Annotated in this window: 20 protein-coding genes; 14 read left to right on the forward strand and 6 right to left on the reverse strand. The window is 63.1% G+C overall.

Features of this window, described 5'->3' with window-relative positions; all coding sequences use genetic code 11:
• Positions 1-78: 78 nt before the first annotated feature.
• From map to dapC, 3 genes are read left to right on the forward strand one after another with little or no spacing between them, the layout of a single operon-like run.
• Positions 79-861 carry a type I methionyl aminopeptidase gene (gene map, locus KY379_RS06995; RefSeq protein ID WP_133326028.1) on the forward strand — a complete coding sequence of 261 codons (783 nt, stop codon included), beginning with the start codon at positions 79-81 and terminating at the stop codon, positions 859-861.
• A 35-nt stretch (positions 862-896) separates the two neighbouring features.
• Positions 897-3,599, forward strand: coding sequence for a [protein-PII] uridylyltransferase (locus tag KY379_RS07000; protein WP_196172199.1), 2,703 nt, complete (start codon positions 897-899; stop codon positions 3,597-3,599).
• 34 nt (positions 3,600-3,633) lie between these two features.
• Entirely contained in the window at positions 3,634-4,830 is a 1,197-nt protein-coding gene (gene dapC / locus KY379_RS07005) for a succinyldiaminopimelate transaminase (protein WP_133326032.1), read from the forward strand.
• Between the two features lie 54 nt (positions 4,831-4,884).
• Here the strand turns inward: dapC and KY379_RS07010 are convergent, their stop codons facing one another.
• The gene (locus tag KY379_RS07010) at positions 4,885-6,531 is read right to left on the reverse strand and encodes a Na+/H+ antiporter (RefSeq protein WP_133326034.1); all 1,647 of its coding nucleotides are present in this window, start codon (positions 6,529-6,531) and stop codon (positions 4,885-4,887) included.
• A 481-nt stretch (positions 6,532-7,012) separates the two neighbouring features.
• Here KY379_RS07010 and KY379_RS07015 point away from each other — a divergent pair, with 481 nt between their 5' ends.
• From KY379_RS07015 to KY379_RS07030, 4 genes are all read left to right on the forward strand, one after another.
• On the forward strand, positions 7,013-7,360 hold the full coding sequence (locus KY379_RS07015; protein ID WP_165976042.1) for an ArsC family reductase: 348 nt from the start codon (positions 7,013-7,015) through the stop codon (positions 7,358-7,360).
• 42 nt (positions 7,361-7,402) lie between these two features.
• On the forward strand, positions 7,403-8,437 hold the full coding sequence (gene dapD / locus KY379_RS07020) for a 2,3,4,5-tetrahydropyridine-2,6-dicarboxylate N-succinyltransferase (RefSeq protein WP_133326038.1): 1,035 nt from the start codon (positions 7,403-7,405) through the stop codon (positions 8,435-8,437).
• Positions 8,438-8,516: 79 nt separating this feature from the next.
• Positions 8,517-9,722 (forward strand): cysteine desulfurase, encoded by a 1,206-nt coding sequence (locus tag KY379_RS07025; protein ID WP_261239492.1) that lies wholly within the window; start codon positions 8,517-8,519, stop codon positions 9,720-9,722.
• Positions 9,719-10,129: a SufE family protein gene (locus KY379_RS07030; RefSeq protein WP_133326042.1), complete on the forward strand. Its 411-nt coding sequence runs from the start codon at positions 9,719-9,721 to the stop codon at positions 10,127-10,129. The genes KY379_RS07025 and KY379_RS07030 overlap by 4 nt, the downstream gene beginning before the upstream one ends.
• Positions 10,130-10,255: 126 nt before the next feature.
• On the opposite strand, the gene tcdA is transcribed toward KY379_RS07030, so the two are convergent.
• A complete protein-coding gene (gene tcdA / locus KY379_RS07035) occupies positions 10,256-11,065 on the reverse strand; it encodes a tRNA cyclic N6-threonylcarbamoyladenosine(37) synthase TcdA (protein WP_133326044.1) in 810 nt (269 codons plus the stop codon).
• A 131-nt stretch (positions 11,066-11,196) separates the two neighbouring features.
• Between tcdA and KY379_RS07040 the strand changes: the two genes are divergently transcribed.
• Entirely contained in the window at positions 11,197-13,785 is a 2,589-nt protein-coding gene (locus tag KY379_RS07040) for a glycosyltransferase (RefSeq protein ID WP_133326046.1), read from the forward strand.
• A 19-nt stretch (positions 13,786-13,804) separates the two neighbouring features.
• On the opposite strand, the gene KY379_RS07045 is transcribed toward KY379_RS07040, so the two are convergent.
• From KY379_RS07045 to KY379_RS07055, 3 genes are read right to left on the reverse strand one after another with little or no spacing between them, the layout of a single operon-like run.
• Positions 13,805-16,189 (reverse strand): fimbria/pilus outer membrane usher protein, encoded by a 2,385-nt coding sequence (locus KY379_RS07045; protein ID WP_261239491.1) that lies wholly within the window; start codon positions 16,187-16,189, stop codon positions 13,805-13,807.
• Complete coding sequence (locus tag KY379_RS07050; protein ID WP_261239490.1) at positions 16,189-16,905, reverse strand: fimbria/pilus chaperone family protein; 717 nt, start codon at positions 16,903-16,905, stop codon at positions 16,189-16,191. The genes KY379_RS07045 and KY379_RS07050 overlap by 1 nt, the downstream gene beginning before the upstream one ends.
• An 8-nt stretch (positions 16,906-16,913) precedes the next feature.
• Complete coding sequence (locus KY379_RS07055) at positions 16,914-17,561, reverse strand: DUF1120 domain-containing protein (protein ID WP_133326052.1); 648 nt, start codon at positions 17,559-17,561, stop codon at positions 16,914-16,916.
• Positions 17,562-17,742: 181 nt separating this feature from the next.
• Between KY379_RS07055 and dapE the strand changes: the two genes are divergently transcribed.
• From dapE to KY379_RS07070, 3 genes are read left to right on the forward strand one after another with little or no spacing between them, the layout of a single operon-like run.
• Positions 17,743-18,894: a succinyl-diaminopimelate desuccinylase gene (gene dapE, locus KY379_RS07060; RefSeq protein WP_261239489.1), complete on the forward strand. Its 1,152-nt coding sequence runs from the start codon at positions 17,743-17,745 to the stop codon at positions 18,892-18,894.
• On the forward strand, positions 18,894-19,706 hold the full coding sequence (locus tag KY379_RS07065; RefSeq protein ID WP_133326056.1) for a putative RNA methyltransferase: 813 nt from the start codon (positions 18,894-18,896) through the stop codon (positions 19,704-19,706). The genes dapE and KY379_RS07065 overlap by 1 nt, the downstream gene beginning before the upstream one ends.
• Positions 19,707-19,723: 17 nt before the next feature.
• The gene (locus KY379_RS07070) at positions 19,724-20,098 is read left to right on the forward strand and encodes a hypothetical protein (RefSeq protein ID WP_133326058.1); all 375 of its coding nucleotides are present in this window, start codon (positions 19,724-19,726) and stop codon (positions 20,096-20,098) included.
• 119 nt (positions 20,099-20,217) lie between these two features.
• Here the strand turns inward: KY379_RS07070 and KY379_RS07075 are convergent, their stop codons facing one another.
• Positions 20,218-20,427 (reverse strand): cold-shock protein, encoded by a 210-nt coding sequence (locus KY379_RS07075; protein ID WP_003252255.1) that lies wholly within the window; start codon positions 20,425-20,427, stop codon positions 20,218-20,220.
• 228 nt (positions 20,428-20,655) lie between these two features.
• Between KY379_RS07075 and plsB the strand changes: the two genes are divergently transcribed.
• From plsB to KY379_RS07090, 3 genes are read left to right on the forward strand one after another with little or no spacing between them, the layout of a single operon-like run.
• The gene (gene plsB, locus KY379_RS07080) at positions 20,656-23,148 is read left to right on the forward strand and encodes a glycerol-3-phosphate 1-O-acyltransferase PlsB (protein ID WP_261239488.1); all 2,493 of its coding nucleotides are present in this window, start codon (positions 20,656-20,658) and stop codon (positions 23,146-23,148) included.
• Complete coding sequence (locus tag KY379_RS07085; protein ID WP_261239487.1) at positions 23,145-23,543, forward strand: YbaY family lipoprotein; 399 nt, start codon at positions 23,145-23,147, stop codon at positions 23,541-23,543. Before plsB ends, KY379_RS07085 begins: the two co-directional genes overlap by 4 nt.
• 33 nt (positions 23,544-23,576) lie before the next feature.
• Positions 23,577-24,263: a DUF4197 domain-containing protein gene (locus KY379_RS07090; protein ID WP_261239486.1), complete on the forward strand. Its 687-nt coding sequence runs from the start codon at positions 23,577-23,579 to the stop codon at positions 24,261-24,263.
• Positions 24,264-24,282: the final 19 nt, after the last annotated feature.

The following is a 24,282-nucleotide window of genomic DNA, read 5'->3' on the forward strand; positions in this document are numbered from 1 at the left end:
GCTTGCAGCTTGCAGCTCTGATAGAATATGGCCTTTCCCGTTTTTTCGCGCCCAAGATGGCGCCGTAGAGAGCCTGCAATGACCGTTACCATCAAGACCGCAGAAGACATCGAGAAGATGCGCATCGCCGGCCGCCTGGCCGCCGAAGTGCTGGAAATGATCGAGGAACACGTCAAGCCCGGCGTTACCACCGAAGAACTCGACCGCCTGTGCCACGACTACATCGTCAACGTCCAACAGGCCATTCCGGCGCCGCTCAACTACAAGGGCTTCCCCAAGTCCATCTGCACGTCGGTCAACCACGTGGTCTGCCACGGCATTCCCGGTGAAAAGCCGCTCAAGGATGGCGATACGTTGAACATCGACGTCACCGTCATCAAGGATGGCTACCACGGCGACACCAGCCGCATGTTCCACGTCGGCACCGTACCAGCCTGGGCCGAGCGCCTGTCCAAGGTCACCCAGGAGTGCATGTACAAGGCCATCGAGCTGGTCAAGCCGGGCTGCCGCCTGGGCGACATCGGCGAAGTGATCCAGAAGCACGCCGAGAAGAACGGTTTCTCGGTGGTGCGCGAGTTCTGCGGCCACGGCATCGGCAAGGTGTTCCACGAAGAGCCGCAGATTCTCCACTACGGCAAGGCCGGCACCGGCATGGAACTCAAGGAAGGCATGACCTTCACCATCGAACCGATGATCAACCAGGGCAAGGCCGACACCAAGGTGCTGGGCGACGGCTGGACCGCCATCACCAAGGACCGCAAGCTCTCGGCCCAGTGGGAACACACCCTGGTGGTGACCGCTACCGGCTATGAGATCTTCACCCTGCGCAAGGACGACACCATCCCGCGCACTTCGGCCTGACCTACCCGGCCACTCTACGACAGGAACGCGACAGCATGCCCCAGGTGGATTCCGAGCTGTTCGACCGCGGCCAGTTCCAGGCGGAACTGGCCCTCAAGGCGAGCCCCATCGCCGCCTTCAAGAAGGCCATCCGCCAGGCGGGCGAGGTGCTCGACAGGCGTTTTCGCGAAGGCCGCGAGATCCGCGGACTGGTCGAGGATCGCGCCTGGCTCGTCGACAACATCCTGCAACAGGCCTGGAAGCAGTTCGACTGGGGCGACTGCAGCGATATCGCCCTGGTAGCCGTCGGCGGCTACGGTCGCGGCGAGTTGCACCCGCATTCGGACATCGACCTGCTGATCCTGCTCGACGCCGCCGAGCATGAGCAATACCGCGACGCAATAGAGCGCTTCCTGACCTTGCTCTGGGACATCGGCCTGGAAGTCGGCCAGAGCGTGCGCACCGTCGATGAATGCGCCGAGCAGGCCCGTGCCGACCTGACGGTGATCACCAACCTGATGGAAAGCCGCACCATCGCCGGCCCCGAAGCCCTGCGCCAGCGCATGCTGGAGGTGACCAGCACCGCCAACATGTGGCCAAGCCGGGAGTTTTTCCTGGCCAAGCGCGCCGAACTCAAGGCGCGCCACCACAAATACAACGACACCGAGTACAACCTCGAGCCCAACGTCAAGGGCTCGCCCGGCGGCCTTCGCGACATCCAGACAGTGCTGTGGGTCGCCCGTCGCCACTACGGCACCTTGAACCTGCACGCCCTGGCCGGCGAAGGCTTCCTGCTGGAGAGCGAGAACGAGTTGCTGGCTTCGTCCCAAGATTTCCTGTGGAAGGTGCGCTACGCCCTGCACATGCTGGCCGGACGGGCCGAGGACCGTCTGCTGTTCGATCACCAGCGCAGCATCGCCGCGTTGCTGGGCTACAGCGACGAGAACCCCAAGCGCGCCATCGAACAGTTCATGCAGCAGTACTACCGGGTGGTGATGAGCATCAGCCAGCTGTGCGATCTGATCATCCAGCACTTCGAGGAGGTCATCCTCGCCGACGACGACAGCGGCACCACCCAGCCCTTGAATGCCCGCTTCCGCCTACACGACGGCTATATCGAGGCGGTCAATCCGAACGTATTCAGACGCACCCCGTTCGCCATGCTGGAAATCTTCGTGCTGATGGCCCAGCACCCGGAAATCAAGGGCGTACGCGCCGATACCGTGCGCCTGTTGCGCGAGCACAGGCACCTGATCGACGAAACGTTCCGCAACGACATCCGCAACACCAGCCTGTTCATCGAACTGTTCAAGTGCGAAGTCGGCATCCACCGCAACCTGCGAAGGATGAACCGCTACGGCATCCTCGGCCGCTACCTGCCGGAGTTCGGCCTAATCGTCGGACAGATGCAGCACGACCTGTTTCACATCTATACCGTCGACGCACACACCCTCAATCTCATCAAGCACCTGCGCAAGCTGCAGTACACGCCGGTGTCCGAGAAATTCCCGCTGGCCAGCAAGCTCATGGGCCGTCTGCCCAAGCCTGAGCTGATCTACCTGGCCGGCCTGTACCACGACATCGGCAAGGGCCGCCAGGGCGACCACTCCGAGCTCGGGGCGGTGGACGCGCAGAAGTTCTGCGAGCGCCACCAGTTGCCGGCCTGGGATTCGCGGCTGATCGTCTGGCTGGTGCAGAACCACCTGGTGATGTCCACCACCGCCCAGCGCAAAGACCTCTCAGACCCGCAAGTCATCAACGACTTTGCCCTGCACGTCGGTGACGAGACGCGTCTGGACTACCTCTACGTGCTGACCGTGGCCGATATCAATGCCACCAACCCCAGCCTGTGGAACTCCTGGCGCGCCAGCCTGCTGCGCCAGCTCTACAGCGAGACCAAGCGCGCATTGCGCCGCGGCCTGGAAAACCCGCTGGACCGGGAAGAACAGATCCGCCAGACGCAAAGTGCGGCGCTGGATATTCTCGTTCGCGAAGGCACCGATCCGGACGACGTCGAACAGCTCTGGTCGCAACTGGGGGACGACTACTTCCTCAAGCACACCGCCGCCGACGTGGCCTGGCACAGCGATGCGATCCTCCAGCAGCCAGCTGACGGCGGACCGCTGGTGCTGATCAAGGAAACCACACAGCGCGAGTTCGAAGGCGGTACGCAAATCTTCATCTATGCGCCCGACCAGCACGACTTCTTTGCCGTGACCGTAGCCGCGATGTCACAGCTGAACCTGAACATCCATGATGCGCGGATCATCACCTCGAGCAGCCAGTTCACCCTCGACACCTACATCGTGCTCGACAACGACGGCGGCTCGATCGGCGACAACCCGCAGCGGGTACAGCAGATCCGTGACGGCCTGACCGAAGCGCTGCGCAACCCCGAGGACTACCCGACCATCATCCAACGCCGGGTGCCACGCCAGCTCAAGCATTTCACCTTTGCCCCACAGGTGACCATCCACAACGATGCACAGCGGCCGGTGACCATCCTCGAGATCACCGCCCCCGATCGCCCAGGCCTGCTGGCGCGCATCGGGCGGATCTTCCTGGAGTTCGACCTGTCGTTGCAAAATGCCAAGATCGCCACCCTGGGCGAGCGCGTGGAAGACGTGTTCTTCATCACCGATGCCGACAACCAGCCGCTTTCCGACCCGCAATTGTGCAGCCGCCTGCAGGAAGCCATCGTCCAGCAGTTGCAGGCCGGCCAGGGCAGCGACGCCAGCCCCGCCCGCGTGACCTTTTAACGATTAGACAGACGATTGACGAGACCTTGCGCCGATGAACCATGCCTTGACCCAGCTGCAGCCCTACCCGTTCGAGAAGCTCCGTGCCCTGCTGGGCAGTGTCACCCCTGCCGCGGGTAAACGCGCCATCGCTCTGTCAATCGGCGAGCCTAAGCACGAATCGCCGGCGTTCGTCGCCAAGGCCATGGCCGACAACCTCGATAAACTGGCCGTCTACCCCAGCACCATCGGCCTGCCAGCCTTGCGCCAGGCCATTGCCCAGTGGTGCGAGCGCCGTTTCGGTGTGCCTGCCGGCTGGTTGGACGCCGATCGACACGTGCTGCCGGTCAATGGCACTCGCGAGGCGCTGTTCGCCTTCACCCAGGCGGTGGTCAACCGCGCCGATGACGGTCTGGTGATCAGCCCCAACCCGTTCTACCAGATCTACGAAGGTGCCGCCCTGCTGGCGGGAGCCACCCCGCACTACCTGCCGTGCCTGGAAAACAACGGTTTCAATCCTGACTTCGATGCCGTGCCGGCGCATGTCTGGAAGCGCTGTCAGATCCTGTTCCTCTGCTCGCCAGGCAACCCCACCGGTGCCCTGGTGCCGATGGACACGCTGAAGAAGCTGATCGCCCTGGCTGACGAGCACAACTTCGTGATCGCCGCCGACGAGTGCTACAGCGAACTGTACTTCGACGAAGACGCGCCACCTCCCGGCCTGCTGACCGCCTGCGCCGAGCTGGGTCGTAGCGACTTCAAGCGCTGCGTGGTATTCCACAGCCTGTCCAAGCGCTCCAACCTGCCAGGGCTACGCTCGGGCTTCGTGGCCGGCGACGCCGAAATCATCAAGCCGTTCCTGCTGTACCGCACCTATCACGGTTGCGCCATGCCGGTACAAACTCAGCTGGCCAGCATCGCCGCCTGGCAGGACGAGGCCCACGTGCGCGAGAACCGTGACCAGTACCGGGCCAAGTACGATGCCGTACTGGACATTCTGCAGCCGGTAATGGACGTGCAGCGCCCGGACGGTAGCTTCTACCTCTGGGCCAAGGTGCCAGGCAGCGACGCCGACTTCACCCGCGACCTGTTCGAGGCGCAGCACGTGACCGTGGTCCCAGGCTCGTACCTGTCGCGCGAAGTGGACGGCGTCAACCCAGGCGCCGGGCGGGTACGCATGGCCCTGGTCGCGCCACTGGCCGAATGCATCGAGGCAGCGGAGCGGATTCGCACGTTCCTGCAGAGCCGCTGATCAGGCTGGGGGCGCGTTGCGCCCCTGCTTGCCCGCGAATGGCCTCGGTCAGAACTACTTGACCGGCCCCAGGTTGGCCTCGCTCATGTCCAGCTCACCCAGCACCTGACGCACCACCTCATCGCCGACCTGGTGCTGACGGTGCAGGTTGTACAGTTCCAGCCGCTGCGCCCGCAACGCTCGCAGACGCAAACGACGCTCCAGCAAGTCCATTTGTTCGGCCAGTGCCCGCGCCTCGGCGGTGTCGTTGTAACTGTCCAGTTCAGCTCGGTATTCGGCCATCAGCCGCGCTTTGAGCTCGGTCGCCAGGGTGGCTTGGGCCGCATCCTGAGGCGCGTTGGCATCGATGACTTCTTCAGCCTCAAGGGCGTGGATCGCCGCCTCTACCGTACGTCGCCAGGCTTCCTGCACTTCCTGGTGCAGTCGCTCGTCCGGACTGCGGGTCACACCACGAAGCAGCAAAGGCAGGGCGATGCAGGCGCAGATCAACGACAGCAGGATCACCCCGGCGGCAATGAATATGAGCAAATCACGCTCAGGGAAGGCCTTGCCGGCGCCGATCAGCAGCGGCACCGACATCACGCCTGCCAGGGTGACCGCACCGCGTACGCCGCCCAAGGTCAGCAACCAGCAGGAACGCATGGTCGGCACCAGCACCAGTTCCGGTTTGCCGCGCCAACGGCGCACCACGCCAATGGCCCGCCAGATGCTCTGCACCCAGACGAAGCGCAACAGGATCAGTGCGCCGAAGATCGCCACCACGTCCAGGCAACGCCAGGCCAAGGTTGGCCACAGCGTGGCTTCATGACTGACGACAGCCTTGATGATGTCTGGCAGTTGAAGGCCAAGCAGCAGGAAGATCAGGCCATTGAAGGCGAACTCTAGTAGCGCCCAGACGCTGCGATTGAGCAGTCGGGTACTGGTCTGACGCGGTAACAGGTCGAGCCAGCTCTGCATCATGCCTGCCGCCACCGCCGAAAGAATTCCCGACACACCCAGGCGTTCGGCCAGCACATAGGCGGCGAACGGCAACAGCAGCATGAACACCACATGGGTCGCCGGATCGTCCCAGCCGCGGGCGATCATCCAGGTACGCAGGCGACCGATCAGCCAGCTCAAGGCCACCCCGACCGCCAGACCGCCAAGGGCCACCAGCACGAAGCTCAGACTGGCATCGGCCAGCGAGAACGCGCCGGTGATGGCTGCAGCCAGGGCGAACTTGAAGGTGACCAGGCCAGAAGCGTCGTTCATCAGCGCTTCGCCTTGCAGCATGTGCATCAGCGGCGTGGGTAGTCGATCCTGAGCGATGGCCGAGACTGCCACGGCATCGGTGGGCGAGAGCACCGCCGCCAGGGCGAAGGCCACCGCCAGCGGGATCGACGGCAGCAGCCAATGGATGAAGTAACCCGCCCCTACCACGGTGAACAACACCAGGCCCACGGCCAATGCCACCACCGGGCCTCGAATGCGCCAAAGCGCGCGTTTGGGAATGCGCCAGCCGTCAGCGAACAGCAGCGGCGGCAAGAACAGAAACAGGAACAGCTCGGGATTGAGGGTGACATGCAGCCCCAGGGTCGGCCAGGCCAACAGCGCACCGGCGGCAATCTGCACCAGGGGGAGCGGCAGCGGTATCACCCTGCCAAGCAGTTTCGAGAGGCTTACCAGCGTCAGCAGGATGAGGACGGTATAGGCGGACTGCATCCGTGAAAGCTTCCTTTGTGAATCTAGAACGACAGCGGGGCGAAACATCGCCATTGAAACAATATGTTAGCGCCGTCTGGCGAAACGGGGCCGCTGCACGATGGTCGCAAGTGGAGGGCAAATATGTAACATGATGATACTTGATGGCCAGGCTAGGACTGCTGGCAAGCATCTGCCCTCGCGGACTGGCAAGCAAGGCACATAACCGTACAATCGACCTTAACGAATAACGTTAAGCTTTTCGTTCATTAATGCGGCGAGGAACATTCTCGCGGTCGGGCAAGGCCGTCTACCTGTAGCAATCCCCGTCCTTCAGGGCGGGGAGGATGTCAACGGATCGGTACAGCGCCTGGTCGCCTGAGCCGTGCCTCGATGGAAACAGAACGTTGCAAGCGTGGCGCCGCAAGGATCGTTCCCGCATAATCCCGCGACTGACATTCGGCAACGGAGAGATTGGGGCGGCGCCTCCCCAATGAACACGATGACCTACACGCTCTACGGCATCAAAGCCTGCGATACCATGAAAAAAGCCCGCACCTGGCTCGAAGACCAGGCCATCGGCTACGAATTTCACGACTACAAGACCCAAGGCATCGACCGCGACAGCCTGAATCGCTGGTGCGACGAACACGGCTGGGAAGTCATCCTCAATCGTGCCGGCACCACCTTCCGCAAGCTAGACGACGCCAGCAAGGCCGATCTCGACCAGGCCAAGGCCGTCGAACTGATGCTGGCCCAGCCGTCGATGATCAAGCGCCCGGTGCTCGACCTCGGCAATCGCACCCTGGTCGGCTTCAAGCCCGACCTGTACGCCGCCGCGCTGGCCTGAACCGGTCTACGTTCCACCCCCTATTTCGCATGAGGTAATCCTATGTCCAACACTCTGTTCAGCCTGGCCTTCGGTGTCGGCTCCCAGAACCGCCAGGGCACCTGGCTGGAAGTCTTCTACGCTCAGCCTCTGGTCAACCCGAGCGCCGAACTGGTGGCCGCCGTTGCCCCGATCCTCGGTTACCAAGGTGGCAACCAGGCCATCACCTTCAGCAACGCCCAGGCCGCTCAGCTGGCCGAGGCCGTCAAGGGCGTCGACGCCGCCCAGGCCGCCCTGCTGACCCGTCTGGCAGAAAGCCACAAGCCGCTGGTCGCCACCGTATTGGCCGAAGATGCAGCCCTGACCTCGACGCCTGAGGCCTATCTCAAGCTGCACCTGCTCTCGCATCGCCTGGTCAAGCCGCACGGCGTGAGCCTGGCCGGCATCTTCCCGCTGCTGCCGAACGTGGCCTGGACCAACCAGGGTGCCGTCGATCTGAGCGAACTGGCCGAGTTGCAATTGGAAGCCCGCCTCAAGGGTGAACTGCTCGAAGTGTTCTCGGTCGACAAGTTCCCGAAAATGACCGACTACGTGGTTCCGGCTGGCGTGCGTATCGCCGACACTGCCCGTGTGCGCCTGGGCGCCTACATCGGCGAAGGCACCACCATCATGCACGAAGGCTTCGTCAACTTTAACGCTGGCACCGAAGGCCCAGGCATGATCGAGGGCCGCGTATCCGCTGGCGTATTCGTCGGCAAGGGTTCGGACCTGGGCGGCGGCTGCTCGACCATGGGCACCCTGTCCGGCGGCGGTAACATCGTCATCAAGGTGGGCGAAGGCTGCCTGATCGGTGCCAACGCCGGTATCGGCATCCCGTTGGGCGACCGCAACACCGTGGAAGCCGGCCTGTACATCACCGCCGGTACCAAAGTGAACCTGCTGGACGAGAACAACGTCCTGGTCAAGGTGGTCAAGGCCCGTGACCTGGCCGGCCAGACCGACCTGCTGTTCCGCCGCAACTCGCTGAACGGCGCCGTGGAGTGCAAGACCCACAAGTCAGCCATTGAGCTGAACGAAGCGCTGCACGCTCACAACTGAGAACCCTGCGCGGTTCGAAGTGATAAGATCGGGTCTGATGTCATGTCAGACCCGATTTTTCATTCCAGGCCCCGCTCACATGTTCCAGCCCTCTCCCTGGCGTGCCGATTTCCCCGCCATTGCCGCCCTGCAACGGCAGCACCAGACCTACCTGGACAGCGCCGCCACCACCCAGAAGCCTCAAGCCTTGCTCGATGCCCTGAGCCACTACTACGGCCATGGCGCCGCGAACGTGCACCGCGCTCAGCATCTGCCCGGCGCCCTGGCGACCCAAGCCTTCGAGGCCAGTCGCGACAAGGTAGCCGCTTGGCTCAACGCCGCGGAATCCCAGCAGATCGTCTTCACCCACGGCGCGACTTCGGCGCTGAACCTGCTGGCCTATGGCCTGGAGTACCGTTTCGAGCCCGGTGACGAAATCGCCATCAGCGCCTTGGAGCACCATGCCAACCTGCTGCCCTGGCAGCAATTGGCGCAGCGACGCAACCTGCGCCTGGTCGTATTGCCAGTCGATGCACGCGGCCTCGTCGATCTGGATCAGGCCCTGCAACTGATCGGCCCACGCACCCGGGTCCTGGCGGTCAGCCAGTTGTCCAACGTGCTCGGCACCTGGCAGCCGCTGCCGGCCCTGCTCGCCCACGCCCGTGCCCAAGGCGCGCTGACCGTGGTCGACGGCGCCCAGGGCATCGTCCATGGACGTACCGATGTGATGCAGTTGGGCTGCGACTACTACGTGTTTTCCAGCCACAAGCTGTATGGCCCGGAGGGCGTGGGTGTGCTGTATGGTCGTCGCGAGGCGCTGGGGCTGCTGCGCCATTGGCAGTTCGGTGGCGAGATGGTGCAACTGGCCGACTACCAAGGCGCCAGCTTCCGCCCGGCGCCCCTGGGCTTCGAGGCTGGCACTCCACCGATCGCCGGGGTGATTGGCCTGGGCGCCACACTCGACTACCTGGCCAGCCTCGACCATCAGGCTGTCCAGGCCCATGAGGCAAACCTGCACCAGCACCTGCTGCGCGGCCTGGGCGACCGCGAAGGCATACGCCTGCTCGGCTCGCCGCAAACGGCACTGGCCAGCTTCGTCATCGACGGCGTGCACAATGCCGACATCGCCCACGTCCTGACTGAACAAGGCATCGCCGTGCGCGCCGGGCATCATTGCGCCATGCCATTGCTCAAAGGACTGGGGCTGGAGGGCGCGATACGGGTTTCGCTGGCGCTGTACAACGACAGCGACGACCTGCAGCGCTTTTTCGATGCGCTCGACCAGGGCCTGGAGCTACTGCGATGAGCCTTCCGGCAGAGGCTCAGGAGGCCTTGGTCAACTTCGCGCAGGCACGCGGCTGGGAGCAGCGTGCGCGGCTGCTGATGCAGTGGGGCGAGCGTCTCGAGCCACTCGGCGAGGCGGACAAGGTCGAGGCCAACCGGGTCCATGGCTGCGAGAGCCTGGTGTGGTTGGTGGCGCAGCAGCACCAGGGCCAGTGGCGGTTCAAGGCTGCCAGCGATGCGCGGTTGTTACGGGGTTTGCTGGCGTTGTTGCTGGTGCGGGTGCAGGGGATGACCAGGACGGAACTAGCTGGCCTGGATCTGCGCGAGTGGTTCACCCAACTTGGGCTGGAGCGCCAATTGTCGCCCTCGCGCAGCAATGGGTTGCATGCGGTGCTGATGCGAATGGCTGAGTTGGCGACTTCCTGTTGAGTCGGCGGTGTGCCCTTCTCCGGCGAGTCGGGGCGCCGAACCGCCGCTCCTACAGGATCTTCACAGCAATCAAAGCCTGCGCCGTACCTGTGGGAGCGGGCTTGTCCCGCGAAGAAGCCGCCGCGACTATTCAGGCTTGACCCGCTCCGACGGCCGCCGCGCCCCCGCCACCAGCTTTTCCACGGCCTTGCTGGCCGCCACCATGCCGAAGGTCGCGGTCACCATCATCACTGCGCCAAAGCCGCCGGCACAGTCCAGGCGCACACCCTCGCCGACGAAGCTCTTCTGCAGGCACACGCTGCCATCACCTTTGGGATAGCGCAGTTGTTCGCTGGAGAATACGCAGGGCACGCCGTAGTTACGGCTGACGTTGCGCGAGAAATTGTAGTCGCGGCGCAAGGTCGAACGCACCCGTGAGGCCAAAGGATCGTTGAAGGTCTTGTTGAGGTCGCCGATCTGGATCTGGGTCGGGTCGATCTGCCCGCCCGCACCACCGGTGGTAACCACCGCGATCTTGCGCCGCCGGCACCAAGCGATCAGGGCAGCCTTGGCCATCACGCTGTCGATGCAGTCGATGACGCAATCGAGGTTTTCGGTGATGTAATCGACCATGGTCTCGCGGGTCACGAAGTCCGCCACGGCATGCACCGTGCACGCGGGGTTGATCGCCCGCAGGCGTTCGGCCATGACATCGACCTTGGCCCGCCCGACTTGCCCTTCCAGCGCATGGGCCTGGCGATTGGTGTTGCTGACGCAGACATCGTCCAGATCGAACAGAGTGATCTCGCCCACGCCGCTGCGCGCCAGCGCTTCCGCTGCCCACGAGCCGACCCCGCCAACCCCGACCACTGCCACGTGGGCCTGGCGCAGGCGTTGCAGGCCATCGTCGCCATACAAGCGAGCGACGCCGGCAAATCGTGGATCTTCTGTGCTCATGCGGATACCCCAGACGCTATACCTCAAAACCGGCGCGCATTATAGGCCACTCACTCCGTGAGCTCCATGGTTAGGAAAGAGCCTACTAACCCTGCTTTAATGTCCTATCTCTTCGACAGATTTGGACGACGATGTCTTCACGTAAATTCGGCATGAACCTGGTAGTGGTCCTGGCCATTGCCGCGCTGTTCACCGGCTTCTGGGCGCTGATCAACCGCCCGGTGTCCGCCCCGGCCTGGCCCGATCAGATCGCCGGTTTCTCCTACTCGCCGTTCCGTCTGGGCGAAAGCCCACAGAAGGGGCAATACCCCAGCGACGACGAGATGCGCCAGGACCTGGAACAGATGAGCAAGATGACGGACAACATCCGCATCTATACCGTGGAGGGCACCCAGGCCGAGATCCCCCGCCTTGCCGAAGAGTTGGGGCTGCGCGTGACCCTGGGCATCTGGATCAGTCCCGACCTTGAACGCAACGAACGCGAAATCGCCAAAGGCATCGCCCTGGCCAATACCTCGCGCAGCGTCGTGCGCGTGGTGGTCGGCAACGAAGCGCTGTTCCGCGAAGAGGTCACCCCCGAAGCGTTGATCCAATACCTGGACCGGGTTCGTGCGGCAGTCAAGGTACCGGTCACCACCAGCGAGCAATGGCACATCTGGAAGGAGAACCCGGAACTGGCCCGCCATGTCGACCTTATCGCCGCGCACATCCTGCCCTACTGGGAATTCGTGCCCATGAAGGACTCGGTGGAGTTCGTCCTCGACCGGGCTCGCGAGCTCAAGCGCCAGTTCCCGCGCAAGCCACTGCTGCTATCGGAAGTCGGCTGGCCGAGCAACGGTCGCATGCGCGGCGGCGCCGACGCTACCCAGGCCGATCAGGCGATCTACCTGCGGACACTGGTCAACACCCTCAACCGACGCGGCTACAACTACTTCGTCATCGAAGCCTACGACCAGCCATGGAAGGCCAGCGACGAAGGTTCGGTAGGTGCCTACTGGGGCGTGTTCAACGCCGAGCGCCAACAGAAGTTCAACTTCGAAGGGCCGGTGGTGGCGATTCCCCAGTGGCGGGCCCTGGCAGTCGCCTCGGTGGTGCTGGCGATGATCGCCCTCGCCGTCTTGCTGATCGACGGCTCGGCCCTGCGTCAGCGGGGCAGGACCTTCCTGACCTTCATCACTTTCCTGTGCGGTTCGGTCCTGGTGTGGATCGCCTATGACTACAGCCAGCAGTACAGCACCTGGTTCAGCTTGACCGTCGGCGTATTGCTGGCCCTTGGCGCCCTGGGGGTATTCATCGTATTGCTCACCGAAGCCCACGAACTGGCCGAGGCGGTATGGATTCACAAGCGGCGCCGAGAGTTCTTGCCGGTACAGGCCGACAGCGCCTACCGACCCAAGGTGTCGGTACATGTGCCTTGCTACAACGAGCCTCCGGAGATGGTCAAGCAGACTCTCGATGCCCTCGCCGCGCTGGACTACCCCGACTACGAAGTATTGGTGATCGACAACAACACCAAGGACCCGGCCGTGTGGGAACCCCTCAAGGCCCATTGCGAGAAGCTCGGCGAGCGCTTCAAGTTCTTCCATGTCGCGCCCCTGGCTGGTTTCAAGGGTGGCGCACTCAACTACCTGATTCCGCACACGGCCAAGGATGCCGAAGTGATCGCGGTGATCGATTCGGACTACTGCGTCGATCGCAACTGGCTCAAGCACATGGTGCCGCACTTCGCCGACCCGAAGATCGCCGTGGTGCAATCGCCGCAGGACTACCGCGACCAACACGAGAGCGCCTTCAAGAAACTGTGCTACAGCGAGTACAAGGGCTTTTTCCACATCGGCATGGTCACCCGCAACGACCGTGATGCGATCATCCAGCATGGCACCATGACCATGACCCGGCGCACCGTGCTGGAAGAGCTTGGCTGGGCGGACTGGTGCATCTGCGAAGATGCCGAACTGGGTTTGCGCGTTTTCGAGAAAGGTCTGTCGGCGGCCTATGCCCACAACAGCTACGGTAAGGGTCTGATGCCGGACACCTTCATCGACTTCAAGAAACAACGCTTCCGCTGGGCCTATGGTGCCATCCAGATCATCAAGCATCATGCTGGTCAACTGCTGCGCGGCAAGGGCAGTGAACTGACCCGCGGCCAGCGTTACCACTTCCTCGCCGGCTGGCTGCCATGGATCGCCGACGGCATGAATATCTTCTTCACCGTCGGCGCCTTGCTGTGGTCGGCAGCGATGATCATCGTGCCGCACCGGGTCGACCCGCCACTGATGATTTTCGCCATTCCGCCACTGGCGCTGTTCTTCTTCAAGGTTGGCAAGATCGTCTTTCTCTACCGCAGAGCGGTCGGGGTCAACCTCAAGGACGCCTTCGCCGCCGCGCTGGCGGGGCTGGCCTTGTCCCACACCATTGCCAAGGCCGTGCTGTACGGTTTCTTCACCAGCAGCATGCCGTTCTTCCGCACCCCGAAGAACGCCGACAGCCATGGTCTGATGGTGGCGATTGCCGAAGCCCGTGAGGAACTGTTCATCATGTTGCTGCTATGGGGCGCGGCAGCGGGTATCTACCTGGTGCAAGGCCTGCCCAGCTCGGATATGCGCTTCTGGGTCGCCATGCTGCTGGTGCAATCGTTACCGTACCTGGCGGCGCTGGTGATGGCGTTGCTGTCCTCGCTACCGAAACCGGCGCACCAGGCTGATCCGGTCAAGGTGTAGGCGATCCCGCCCGGTGCTTTCAAGCTGCCCGGCATTGAGCGGGCAGCGTCTCATAATGGCGGTTTGGATCGAGTTTCTCGGCTGGCTGGAACTCGAGGATGCAGGTGCGCGCTCCCGGTATCTCGACCGACAGGCTTGCGCCCTGGCGGTAGTCGTGCAAGAAGACCACACCCGCGTGCTGAACCAGAGTGACGAACTCGCCGGCGGCGTCAGTGACTTTCGCGCCGGCAGGAATGGGCTTTCCATCGTGCGATACCATCAACAGCAACCGTCTGCGTTGCTGGACGTCGAATGCCACCTTCGAAACCGTGCCACGACGCGCCTGCACGGTGACGATCGCATTATCCAGTTCAGCGCTGCGCGGCAGACTGCGTGAGCGCACCTGTACCGGCACCTCTCGGTAAGGCTCGACCTGCGCCACTACCGCTCGCCCGTTACCGTCGGTGCGCACCGGGCCGCTGGGGGTCGTCACTTCGATATCCTCCAGCGCAGCGACGTTCAACAACGCAAAGGTATCGTGCACGGAATAAGGCGAAAGAGTGATGCCCTCCTCGTGGGCAACCGCCGCACCCCGAAGGTCGGCAGACACGCTGCGATCGTCGCGACCATTACCTGCATAATCGAGGCGCATCTGGTTGGAATCGTTTCGCAGTGACACACCCGCGCGGCTGCGTAGTCCATCCTGGCCGGCCCGCTGTTCCAGGCCCAGGTCATAGTCGAGCCGGTCATTGACCTGTTGACGCAGGGTGATCCCAGTCCGTCGAGTTTCACCTTTGCCGACGTGGGAAAGCCGTAGCCGCCGCTTTCCGTCCAATGGCACGCTGAGCCCGAGGTACATCGCTCGCCCGCCCCTGCCTGTACGACTTGCCCAGTCCACCCCGACATTGACAGTGGCCTTGGACAGCGCCTTCGACCAGGCCAGGTGGGTGCGGCCGAGGCGCTGTCCGTCGGCCAGGCGCGACTGTCCGAGACCAAAGCTGAACCCTCCCAGACGAGCCTGTTGCGAAGACAGCGAAAAGGAGTATTGGTCGCGTTCGAATGCAACCTGTCCAGACTTGTCTGCAGTGTTCAACGCCTCATGGAGCTGGCGATAGCCAGAGGTCTGCCGCGAGTAGTCGACGGTTGCCTGCCAGTTGCGTCCCCATCGTTGCGCCAGGCGCAGTTGGCTCTGCGAGCCCACGTGTCCATGTCGACCGGCCCAGGACTGTCGCCAGACTGTCGAGATTTGCGCATCGGTCCAGGCAAGCAGCCCGAGCCCCACACCCAAAGCCTGATAATCGGCGTTGGCCAGCGCGCCGCTTGCGGTCGCCAGGCGTCCGCCGAGGTTACCGTTCCAGCCCCCGCTAAGCACCGTAGGCGAGTGCTCGTGGTCACGCATTGCCCCCAAACCGTAGGTGAACCCGGCGGGCGAGTCGAGCCCGACCGAGGGAGGCGTCGCAACATTCAGCCTGCGCCTCTTGCCATCGGCCTCGATGATGCTCACTTCGAGAGGTGCGAGGGGGTCGACCAGTGCTGGCGGCACCAGGGCGAATGGCCCCGCCGGAACCAGGGTAGCGTGCACCAGTCTTCCCCCCTGACGCACTTCGACACGCGCTGGGGTCTGAGCGATGCCTTCGATGGTCCGCTGGTCGATCGCCTCGTGCAAGGCCTGCTCAGGGAATGCTTGAACACCTGTCACCGCCATGCCACCCAGGAGCGGATTTCGCAGATCTATCTGCCCAAGCTGAAAGACCAGCGCCGGCTGCTCAAAAGTTCGCTGGGCATAAGCATCGAGCCAGTCGACCCGCTGTTGCCCGTCCAGGCTGCCGGCCAATTGATGGCTTCGAAGCACCCAATTTCCAGCGTTGAGCCCCAGCTCGGTCCTGGCAGTCCAGGCATCCTCTGCGTTTACGCCAAATCGATGTTGCGACCAGGCCAGATCGTAGTTGAGCACCCCTGCCATACCGCCGGAGTCGTAATGGGCGGACGATTGGCCGTGGCGATCGCGGGACAGCGCCTGGGGCGGTACGATCAGGTCCACTGCCGAGGCCTGGGGGTCGAGGTGCACGATGCTTTGCGGATGTGACGCCTGGAAGCGTTCGCAGTCAACGCCAGGACTGTCGAGCTGCCCCGGTGGAGCGACCATGTGCGCGGAATCGAGTAGAGGCCGGTCTATACACAATTCACCGGCTTGGGTGATGCGCACCTCCACCCGCCCCAGGGCCCGCCCATTGACCGTCAATGCTACCGGGTGGGTGCCGGGAGTGAAGCGCGCAGCGTTGGCGAGGTACTCCGCCACGCCGGGGTCGATGCCTCGCTCACGCAAGGTCTGCCGATCGAACCCGGCCGCTTGCGCATGCCCCGTGCTGCACAGTGCCGACATGCAGCACCCCAGCAATGCTATCCAGGCGAACGGCTTGAGCATCAGTGTTCGGACGGCTGGAGCGTGGTCTCGAAGGCTCCGACCGCAAACCCATACACGGTCGCCGGGAATATGCGTACCCGCTGCACGTCACTGCGTGCAAGGTGATCCGAAGAAGCCAGCAGGGATTGACCGGGCAGGAGGTAACTACGCGGTAACGAAACGTTTTTGCCAGAGGGCAACAGCACGACATCCTGCGCCAGACGCACCACATGCAGACTCGGATTCGTCACCCTCAGCTGACCGGCGTCCAGACTCCAGACGAGCTGGGTCCAAGGTGTGCGATCCAGGTCCAGTCCCCTTGGATGAATGAGCAATGGAAGGTTCTGGCGGATCGTCACCCCTACCTTGGTGACGCTGTCACCGCCGGGGCTCAGTTCCGGAACGCCTTCGAACACCACGCGCTTGAGCCGTTGCCCCTGCAAGGGCACATCATCGCGCAGGATGAACCGCACCACCTGCTCCTGACCTGCCTCCACCCGCCAGGCCGGCTGAGTCAGGAACACCAATGGTTCATCATCCTCAGGGATGTCTTGGATCGTCACCAGCAACAATGCCGCCCGGTCGTCATCGTTGCGCACTCGGATCGACGTCTCGCCGTCGGCCTCGTGGACGATGACAACCGAGGTTTCCGGTACCATCCCGTCCGCCAGCGTGGGCAAAGGTCTGAGGAGGAATACGCTGGCCAGGCCAATCGCAGCAAACAGGAACGGTTTCATCTATGCCCTCAGAGGTAGTGCACTTCGAGCGTAGAGGCACCGTCGAGCTCTATACCTGCGCCAACATCCAGGTTGTTGAGGGGTGAGATGTACAGATTCACGCGCATCTGCGCGGTCAGGCTTTGAATCGCCACCGGCTGGCTGCTGTTGCCTGGCGCGAAGCTATGCAGGGTATTGGACCGACTGTTGGTGAGGCGGTTGTGAGATACCCCATCTTCGCGCATCCAACTGGCACCACCATTGCCACTGAAAAAGCGGGAGACTGCCTTCTTGCCATCCACCTCGATGCTCGAACCGAGAATGGCCAACTGATAGTTACCTATCTTGTTGCTCCCATTCATGCCCAGGCCGAAGTTGTATCCGTCCACGGTCGCTGCGCTACCGGCCCGGGAATCTATCGCGCGCAAGCCGAACCGGGTCGGTCCGTCGCACTGGATGTTGAGTACTTGATAGGGCGAATCGATCTGGGTGAACTGGGTCTGCGACAGCTGTTTACTGCTGATGGTCTTGAAGTTGTACTCGCCGCCACCACTGAGGGTGGGCATGCAGGCACTGGGCCTGATCACGCCGCTGACGGTAATCTCGGCGCTGCCAGCCCAGGCCAATGGGCTGGCTCCCATGGCTGCCAACACGAGCAGGCGGTGTAGTCGTTTCATGTTCAAGCTCCTCGTTATCAAAACGTCGCCACAATGGCTGGAGGAGCTTATGAGCTGGCCTGGCGCGAGGTCAGACGGCAAGCATTCCGAGAGAAACCATCTCCCGTGAATGCTCAGCCTGAGGCGTTTTGCTTTAGACTATTGCCCCCTTGCCTGCCTTGCCCGCTTCTGGAGTACCACGATGACGGCCCCAGCCGACCTCACCCCCACCCTGCAACTGGCCTGCGACCTGATCCGTCGCCCGTCGGTCACCCCCGTCGACGCCGACTGCCAGGCGCAGATGATGAATCGCCTTGGCGCCGTGGGCTTCCAGCTCGAGCCGATGCGCATTGAGGACGTCGACAATTTCTGGGCGACCCACGGCAACCAGCACGGTCCGGTACTGTGTTTCGCCGGCCATACCGACGTGGTGCCCACCGGTCCGGTGCAGCAGTGGCAGCATGAGCCTTTCGAGGCGCTGATCGATGCCGACGGCATGCTCTGCGGCCGTGGCGCGGCTGACATGAAAGGCAGTCTGGCATCCATGGTGATCGCCAGCGAACGCTTCGTGCAGGACTACCCGAACCACCGCGGCAAGGTCGCCTTTCTCATCACCAGCGACGAGGAAGGCCCGGCCCACCATGGCACCAAAGCAGTGGTCGAGCGCCTGAAGGCCCGCAACGAGCGCCTGGACTGGTGCATCGTCGGCGAGCCGTCGAGCACCACCCTGCTCGGTGACGTGGTCAAGAACGGCCGTCGTGGCTCGCTGGGCGCCAAGCTCACCGTGCGCGGCAAACAAGGCCATGTGGCCTACCCGCACCTGGCGCGCAACCCGATCCACCTGGCCGCCCCGGCCCTGGCCGAACTGGCCGCGGAGCACTGGGACGAAGGCAACGCGTTCTTCCCGCCGACCAGCTTCCAGATCTCCAATCTGAATTCCGGCACCGGTGCCACCAACGTCGTGCCGGGAGAGCTCACCGCGCTGTTCAACTTCCGCTTCTCCACCGAATCGACCGTCGAAGGCCTGCAGGCGCGGGTATCGGCAATCCTCGACAAGCACCAGCTGGACTGGTCGATCGACTGGGCACTGTCGGGCCTTCCGTTCCTCACCGAACCCGGCGAACTGCTCGATGCGGTCTCGGCCAGCATCAAAGGCGTCACCGGTCGCGACACCCAGCCCTCCACCAGCGGTGGCACCTCCGATGGCCGCTTCATCGCCACCATGGGTACCCAGGTGGTCGAACTCGGCCCGGTCAACGCCACCATCCACCAGGTCGACGAACGTATCCTGGCCAGCGACCTCGACCTGCTGACCGAGATCTACTACCAGACCCTGGTGCGGTTGCTCGCCTGATGCTCACCTGCCCTCTTTGCCAGGCGGCCCTAACGCGGCTCGACAATGGTGTGGTATGCCCCGCCGGGCACCGCTTCGATCGCGCCCGCCAGGGGTACCTGAACCTGTTGCCGGTGCAGCACAAGAACAGCCGCGACCCAGGTGACAACCAGGCCATGGTCGAGGCCCGCCGCGATTTCCTCGAAGGCGGGCATTACGCTCCGGTGGCCCGGCGTCTGGCCGAACTCGCCGCCGAGCGCCAGCCCAAGGCCTGGCTCGACATCGGTTGCGGCGAAGGCTACTACACCGCACAGCTCGCCCAGGCCGTGCCCCAGGCCGACGGCTATGCGCTGGACATCTCCCGCGAGGCGGTCAAACGCGCCTGCCGGCGAGCTCCGTCGGTCACCTGGATGGTGGCCAGCATGGCCCGGGTACCGCTGGCCGATGCCAGTTGTCAGTTCATCGCCAGCGTATTCAGCCCGCTGGACTGGGCCGAGGCCAAGCGCGTGCTCGGCCCCGGCGGCGGCCTGATGCGGGTCGGCCCGACCAGCGGCCACCTGATGGAACTGCGTGAAGTGCTCTACGATGAAGTGCGCCCTTACGCTGACGACAAGCACCTGGCCTTGGTGCCGCCCGGCATGGCCCACGACCATAGCGAGATCCTCGAGTTTCGCCTGAGCCTGGCCGCGCCCAAGGCCCGTGCCGACCTGCTGGCGATGACCCCGCACGGCTGGCGCGCCAGTGCCGAGAAGCGCGCCCGGGTGATCGATCAGCCCGAGCCCTTCGAGGTCACGGTTTCCATGCGTTATGACTATTTCGTGCGCCAAGACTGAGCACACTGGAGCCCCCTATGCGCCAACCTGATATCGAGATCTATCTGAAAGACGCCGACGTCGACCACAAGCAAATCGCCCAGTGGCTCGACCAAGCTGTAGGCACTTGCAGCGAATGGCAGCAGAAAGGCCAGACCTACAAGTGCAAGGCCGGTAACATTCCGGTCACTTGGTTACCCAAAGCTGTAGGGAAATGGAACAGTCTTTATCTGGAAAGTGACCAGACTCCGTGGGAAGACGATGTCGCCTGCGCACGCGCAGCCTTTGCCGCGCTGGGCGTGGAAGTCCGCTGCGCGCCGGGTGGCTGGGTCGAGGAAGACGGTGAAGAGGATGCCGATCGATGGATCCGCATCAGCGCCGACGGTGAAGAAGAAATCACCTGGCGCACCTGACAGCATGGTGTTCTCTGTAGGAGCGGGCTTGTCCCGCGAAGCGAACACCGCGGTGACTGGCACCGGCTGCGCCGGTGTTCGCGGGGCAAGCCCGCTCCTACACGCTTACAGCCAGAGGCTCAGAGGCCTACCACGTCCTCGGCTTGCAGGCCTTTCTGGCCCTGCACGCAGGCGTATTCCACCCGCTGCCCTTCGACCAGGGTACGATGCCCCTCACCGCGGATCGCCCGATAGTGGACGAAGACATCCGCACCACCTTCGCGCTGAATGAAGCCATAACCCTTGGCATCGTTGAACCACTTTACATTCCCAGTCTCACGAGACGACATCTGAACTACTCCGGTTTTTTATTGTGAAGATCGCCTTGCAGGCACAAGGTCACCCCCGTGCCGACGCCGCTTGCTCGAATATCTTGCAAGGTGCAGGCCGAGTATATGACACAGAACAAAAAAGATTCATGACTGGCAGACAAAATCGCGTATTTTGCTGAACTTCTGCGGATACGGCAGACTAACGGGCAGCATACTCATCGAACTTTACCCCAGGGCACTCACCCCATGACCCGTTCCCCCCTGCGCCGCTTGATCTTCGGCGCCCTCCGTCGCCTGTTGTACCTGTGGGTGCGCTCAGAAACCATCAACCAGTCATCCGTGACCTTGCAGCTCGACCGCAGCCGCCCGGTGTTCTATGCCCTGCCTTCGCCCTCGTTGACCGACCTCGCAGTGATCGACCGCGAATGCACCAAGGCGGGGCTGCCACGGCCGGTACTGCCCGTCAGTGTCGCCAACCAGCAGGAGCCCGCGGCGTTCTTCTACCTCACTCCCGAACCCGACTGGCTCGGCCGCCAGGACAAACGCGGCGCGCCACCGACCTTGCAACGCCTGGTCACGGCTGTGAGCCAGCACCCGGAAGAAGATGCGCAGATCATTCCGGTCAGCGTGTTCTGGGGCCAGACCCCGGCCAGTGAGTCGAGCCCTTGGAAACTGCTGTTCGCCGATAGTTGGGCCGTTACCGGTCGCTTGCGCCGGCTGCTGACCGTCCTCATCCTTGGCCGCAAGACCCGCGTGCAGTTCTCTGCCCCTATCCACGTGCGCGAACTGGTCGAACACAACAAGGGGCACGAGCGCACGGTGCGCATGGCCCAGCGCCTGATGCGCGTGCATTTTCGCAATCTCAAGACCGCCGTCATCGGCCCGGACATCTCGCACCGGCGCCATCTGGTCAAGGGGCTGGTCCATGCGCCGCTGGTGCGCCAGGCCATCGGTGAGGAAGCGGCTCGCGAGAACATCCCGCTGGCCAAGGCCGAAGCCCAGGCACTGCGCTACGGCAACGAGATCGCCTCGGATTACACCTACACCGCCATCCGCTTTCTGGAAGTGGTCCTGAGCTGGTTCTGGAACAAGATCTACGACGGCATCAAGGTCAACCACATTGAGCAGGTACAGGGTATCGCGCCAGGTCACGAAGTGATCTACGTACCTTGCCACCGCAGTCATATCGACTATCTGCTGCTGTCATACCTGCTGTTTCGCAACGGCCTGACACCCCCACATATCGCCGCCGGCATCAACCTCAACATGCCTGTGATCGGCGGCCTGTTGCGCCGCGGCGGCGCATTCTTCATGCGCCGGACCTTCAAGGGCAATCCGCTGTACACGGCGGTGTTCAACGAATACCTGCACACCTTGTTCACCAAGGGCTTCCCGGTGGAGTACTTCGTCGAGGGCGGGCGCTCGCGGACCGGTCGCATGCTGCAACCACGCACCGGCATGCTGGCGATCACCCTGCGTAGTTTCCTGCGCTCCTCGCGCACGCCGATCGTCTTCGTGCCGGTTTACATCGGCTACGAGCGAGTGCTCGAGGGCCGCACCTACCTGGGCGAATTACGGGGTGCCAGCAAGAAGAAGGAATCGATTCTCGACATCTTCAAGGTCATCGGTGCATTGAAGCAGCGCTTCGGTCAGGTCTACGTCAACTTCGGCGAACCGATCCGCCTGGCCGGCTTTCTCGACCAGCAGCAACCCGGATGGCGTGAGCAGGACCTCGGCCCACAATTCCGCCCAGCCTGGCTCAACGAAACCACCACCCGCCTGGGCGAAACCGTGGCCCGTCACCTGAACGAGGCGGCAGCGGTCAACCCGGTCAACCTGGTGGCCCTGGCATTGCTGTCCAGCAGCCGCCTCGCTCTCGACGAGCGCGCCCTGGTCCGCGTACTCGACCTGTACCTGGCACTGTTGCGCCAAGTGCCGTACTCCAGCCACACCACCTTGCCCGAAGGTGACGGGCAGGCATTGATCGAACATGTCAGGGGCATGGACCTGCTGTCCGAGCAGAACGATGCCATGGGCCGCATCCTTTATCTGGATGAAGCCAACGCGGTACTGATGACTTATTACCGCAACAACGTGCTGCATATCTTCGCTCTGCCAGGCCTGCTCGCCAGTTTCTTCCTCAGCAGTTCGCGGATGAGCCGGGATCTGCTCGGTCAGTATGTGCACGCGCTCTATCCCTACCTGCAGGCCGAACTGTTCCTGCGCTGGGCACCCGAGCAGTTGGACGAAGCGATCGACCAGTGGTTGGCCGTGTTGGTCGAGCAAGGCTTGCTGCGCCGCGAAGGCGACACATTCATGCGCCCGGCGCCAAGCTCACGGCAGTTCGTACTGCTGACCCTGCTGGCCCGCGCCATCACCCAGACGCTACAACGTTTCTACATGGCGACCTCGCTGCTGCTCAACAGCGGCCAGCACACGCTCAGCGCCGAGGCGCTCGAAGACCTGTGCGTGATGATGGCGCAGCGCCTGTCGATCCTGCATGGCCTCAACGCACCGGAATTCTTCGACAAGACCTTGTTCCGTCACTTCATCCAGACTCTGCTCGAACAAGGCGTGCTGCGCCCGGATGGTAACGGCAAGCTGAGCTATCACGAGAAACTTGGCGAGCTCACCGAAGGGGTGGCCAAGCGCGTGCTTTCAGCCGAACTCCGCCTGTCGATTCGTCAAGTCGCGTTGCACCATGACGAAGCTGCTCCCAAAACACTGGAGATTCCATGAAAAAACATTTGATGCTGTTCTGCGCCGCCCTGCTGGCGGCCTGCTCCAGCAACGAGCCCGCACAGCAAGCGCAGCTCGACGGCGAAGTCTTCTATCTGCAACGCATCGCCCTGCCGCCCACCGCGACCCTCAGCGTCAGCCTGCAGGACGTCTCGCTGATGGACGCGCCAGCGGTCACCCTGGCTAGCCAGGCCGGCCCGGTCAAAGGCAATGTGCCGCTGCCGTTCCACCTCACCTATGACCCGGCTCAGGTCAAGCCTGGCCACCGCTACGCGGTGAGAGCGCGCATCGAACTGGACGGCAAACTGCTGTTCACCAGTACCGAGCAGCACCGCGTGCTGCTCGACGGCAGCGACCCACGACTCTTGCGGGTCAAGGTCGACCCGGTGCGCTGATCCCCTCAGATATTCGTCGATAAGGAAATACTCATGTCCCGCTTCTCCCTGCGCTTCACCACCCTGTGCGCTGGCCTGATGCTTTCAGCCAGTGCCATGGCCCTTTCGCTGGGCGACCTCTCGCAATCGGATGCCAGCGCCGGCCTCAAGGATGCCTTGACCCAGGGCGCGCAGCTGGCCGTCAAGCAACTGAGCACCCCAGGTGGCTTCAACGACAACCCGGATGTGCGCATCGAGCTGCCCGGCAAACTCGGCAAGGCGGCCAAGGCCATGAAGATGTTCGGCCAGGGCGATAAAGTCGAAGCCCTGGAAAACAGCATGAACGCCGCCGCCGAGGCCGCCGTGCCACAGGCCCAGGCGATCCTCGTCGATGCGGTGAAGAAAATGAGCGTAGCCGACGCCAAGGGCATCCTCAGCGGCGGTGACGACTCGGCCACCCAGTACCTGAACAAGAGCAGCCGCGAACAGATCCGCGCCAAGTTCCTGCCCATCGTCAAGCAAGCCACCGACAAGGTCGGAGTGGCCCAGCAGTACAATGCATTCGCCGGTCAGGCCAAGAGCCTGGGCCTGATCAAGGACGACGCCAACATCGAGAACTATGTGACCGAAAAGGCCCTGGATGGCCTGTTCGAGAGGATCGCCAAAGAAGAACAGAGCATTCGCCAGAACCCGGCACAAGCGGCCACCAGCCTGGCCAAGAAGGTTTTCAGCGCGCTCTGAAGCGCATAGCTGCAAGCTG

The sequence above is a fragment of the Pseudomonas sp. HD6422 genome (assembly GCF_025377065.1).
In the GTDB taxonomy this organism is placed as follows: domain Bacteria; phylum Pseudomonadota; class Gammaproteobacteria; order Pseudomonadales; family Pseudomonadaceae; genus Aquipseudomonas; species Aquipseudomonas putida_U.

Excerpts from the sequence above, each read along its gene's own strand:
- map (WP_133326028.1), top strand. The coding sequence starts at position 79 with ATGACCGTTACCATCAAGACCGCAGAAGACATCGAGAAGATGCGCATC.
- KY379_RS07000 (WP_196172199.1), top strand. The coding sequence starts at position 897 with ATGCCCCAGGTGGATTCCGAGCTGTTCGACCGCGGCCAGTTCCAGGCG.
- dapC (WP_133326032.1), top strand. The coding sequence starts at position 3,634 with ATGAACCATGCCTTGACCCAGCTGCAGCCCTACCCGTTCGAGAAGCTC.
- KY379_RS07010 (WP_133326034.1), bottom strand. The coding sequence starts at position 6,531 with ATGCAGTCCGCCTATACCGTCCTCATCCTGCTGACGCTGGTAAGCCTC.
- KY379_RS07015 (WP_165976042.1), top strand. The coding sequence starts at position 7,013 with ATGACCTACACGCTCTACGGCATCAAAGCCTGCGATACCATGAAAAAA.
- dapD (WP_133326038.1), top strand. The coding sequence starts at position 7,403 with ATGTCCAACACTCTGTTCAGCCTGGCCTTCGGTGTCGGCTCCCAGAAC.
- KY379_RS07025 (WP_261239492.1), top strand. The coding sequence starts at position 8,517 with ATGTTCCAGCCCTCTCCCTGGCGTGCCGATTTCCCCGCCATTGCCGCC.
- KY379_RS07030 (WP_133326042.1), top strand. The coding sequence starts at position 9,719 with ATGAGCCTTCCGGCAGAGGCTCAGGAGGCCTTGGTCAACTTCGCGCAG.
- tcdA (WP_133326044.1), bottom strand. The coding sequence starts at position 11,065 with ATGAGCACAGAAGATCCACGATTTGCCGGCGTCGCTCGCTTGTATGGC.
- KY379_RS07040 (WP_133326046.1), top strand. The coding sequence starts at position 11,197 with ATGTCTTCACGTAAATTCGGCATGAACCTGGTAGTGGTCCTGGCCATT.
- KY379_RS07045 (WP_261239491.1), bottom strand. The coding sequence starts at position 16,189 with ATGCTCAAGCCGTTCGCCTGGATAGCATTGCTGGGGTGCTGCATGTCG.
- KY379_RS07050 (WP_261239490.1), bottom strand. The coding sequence starts at position 16,905 with ATGAAACCGTTCCTGTTTGCTGCGATTGGCCTGGCCAGCGTATTCCTC.
- KY379_RS07055 (WP_133326052.1), bottom strand. The coding sequence starts at position 17,561 with ATGAAACGACTACACCGCCTGCTCGTGTTGGCAGCCATGGGAGCCAGC.
- dapE (WP_261239489.1), top strand. The coding sequence starts at position 17,743 with ATGACGGCCCCAGCCGACCTCACCCCCACCCTGCAACTGGCCTGCGAC.
- KY379_RS07065 (WP_133326056.1), top strand. The coding sequence starts at position 18,894 with ATGCTCACCTGCCCTCTTTGCCAGGCGGCCCTAACGCGGCTCGACAAT.
- KY379_RS07070 (WP_133326058.1), top strand. The coding sequence starts at position 19,724 with ATGCGCCAACCTGATATCGAGATCTATCTGAAAGACGCCGACGTCGAC.
- KY379_RS07075 (WP_003252255.1), bottom strand. The coding sequence starts at position 20,427 with ATGTCGTCTCGTGAGACTGGGAATGTAAAGTGGTTCAACGATGCCAAG.
- plsB (WP_261239488.1), top strand. The coding sequence starts at position 20,656 with ATGACCCGTTCCCCCCTGCGCCGCTTGATCTTCGGCGCCCTCCGTCGC.
- KY379_RS07085 (WP_261239487.1), top strand. The coding sequence starts at position 23,145 with ATGAAAAAACATTTGATGCTGTTCTGCGCCGCCCTGCTGGCGGCCTGC.
- KY379_RS07090 (WP_261239486.1), top strand. The coding sequence starts at position 23,577 with ATGTCCCGCTTCTCCCTGCGCTTCACCACCCTGTGCGCTGGCCTGATG.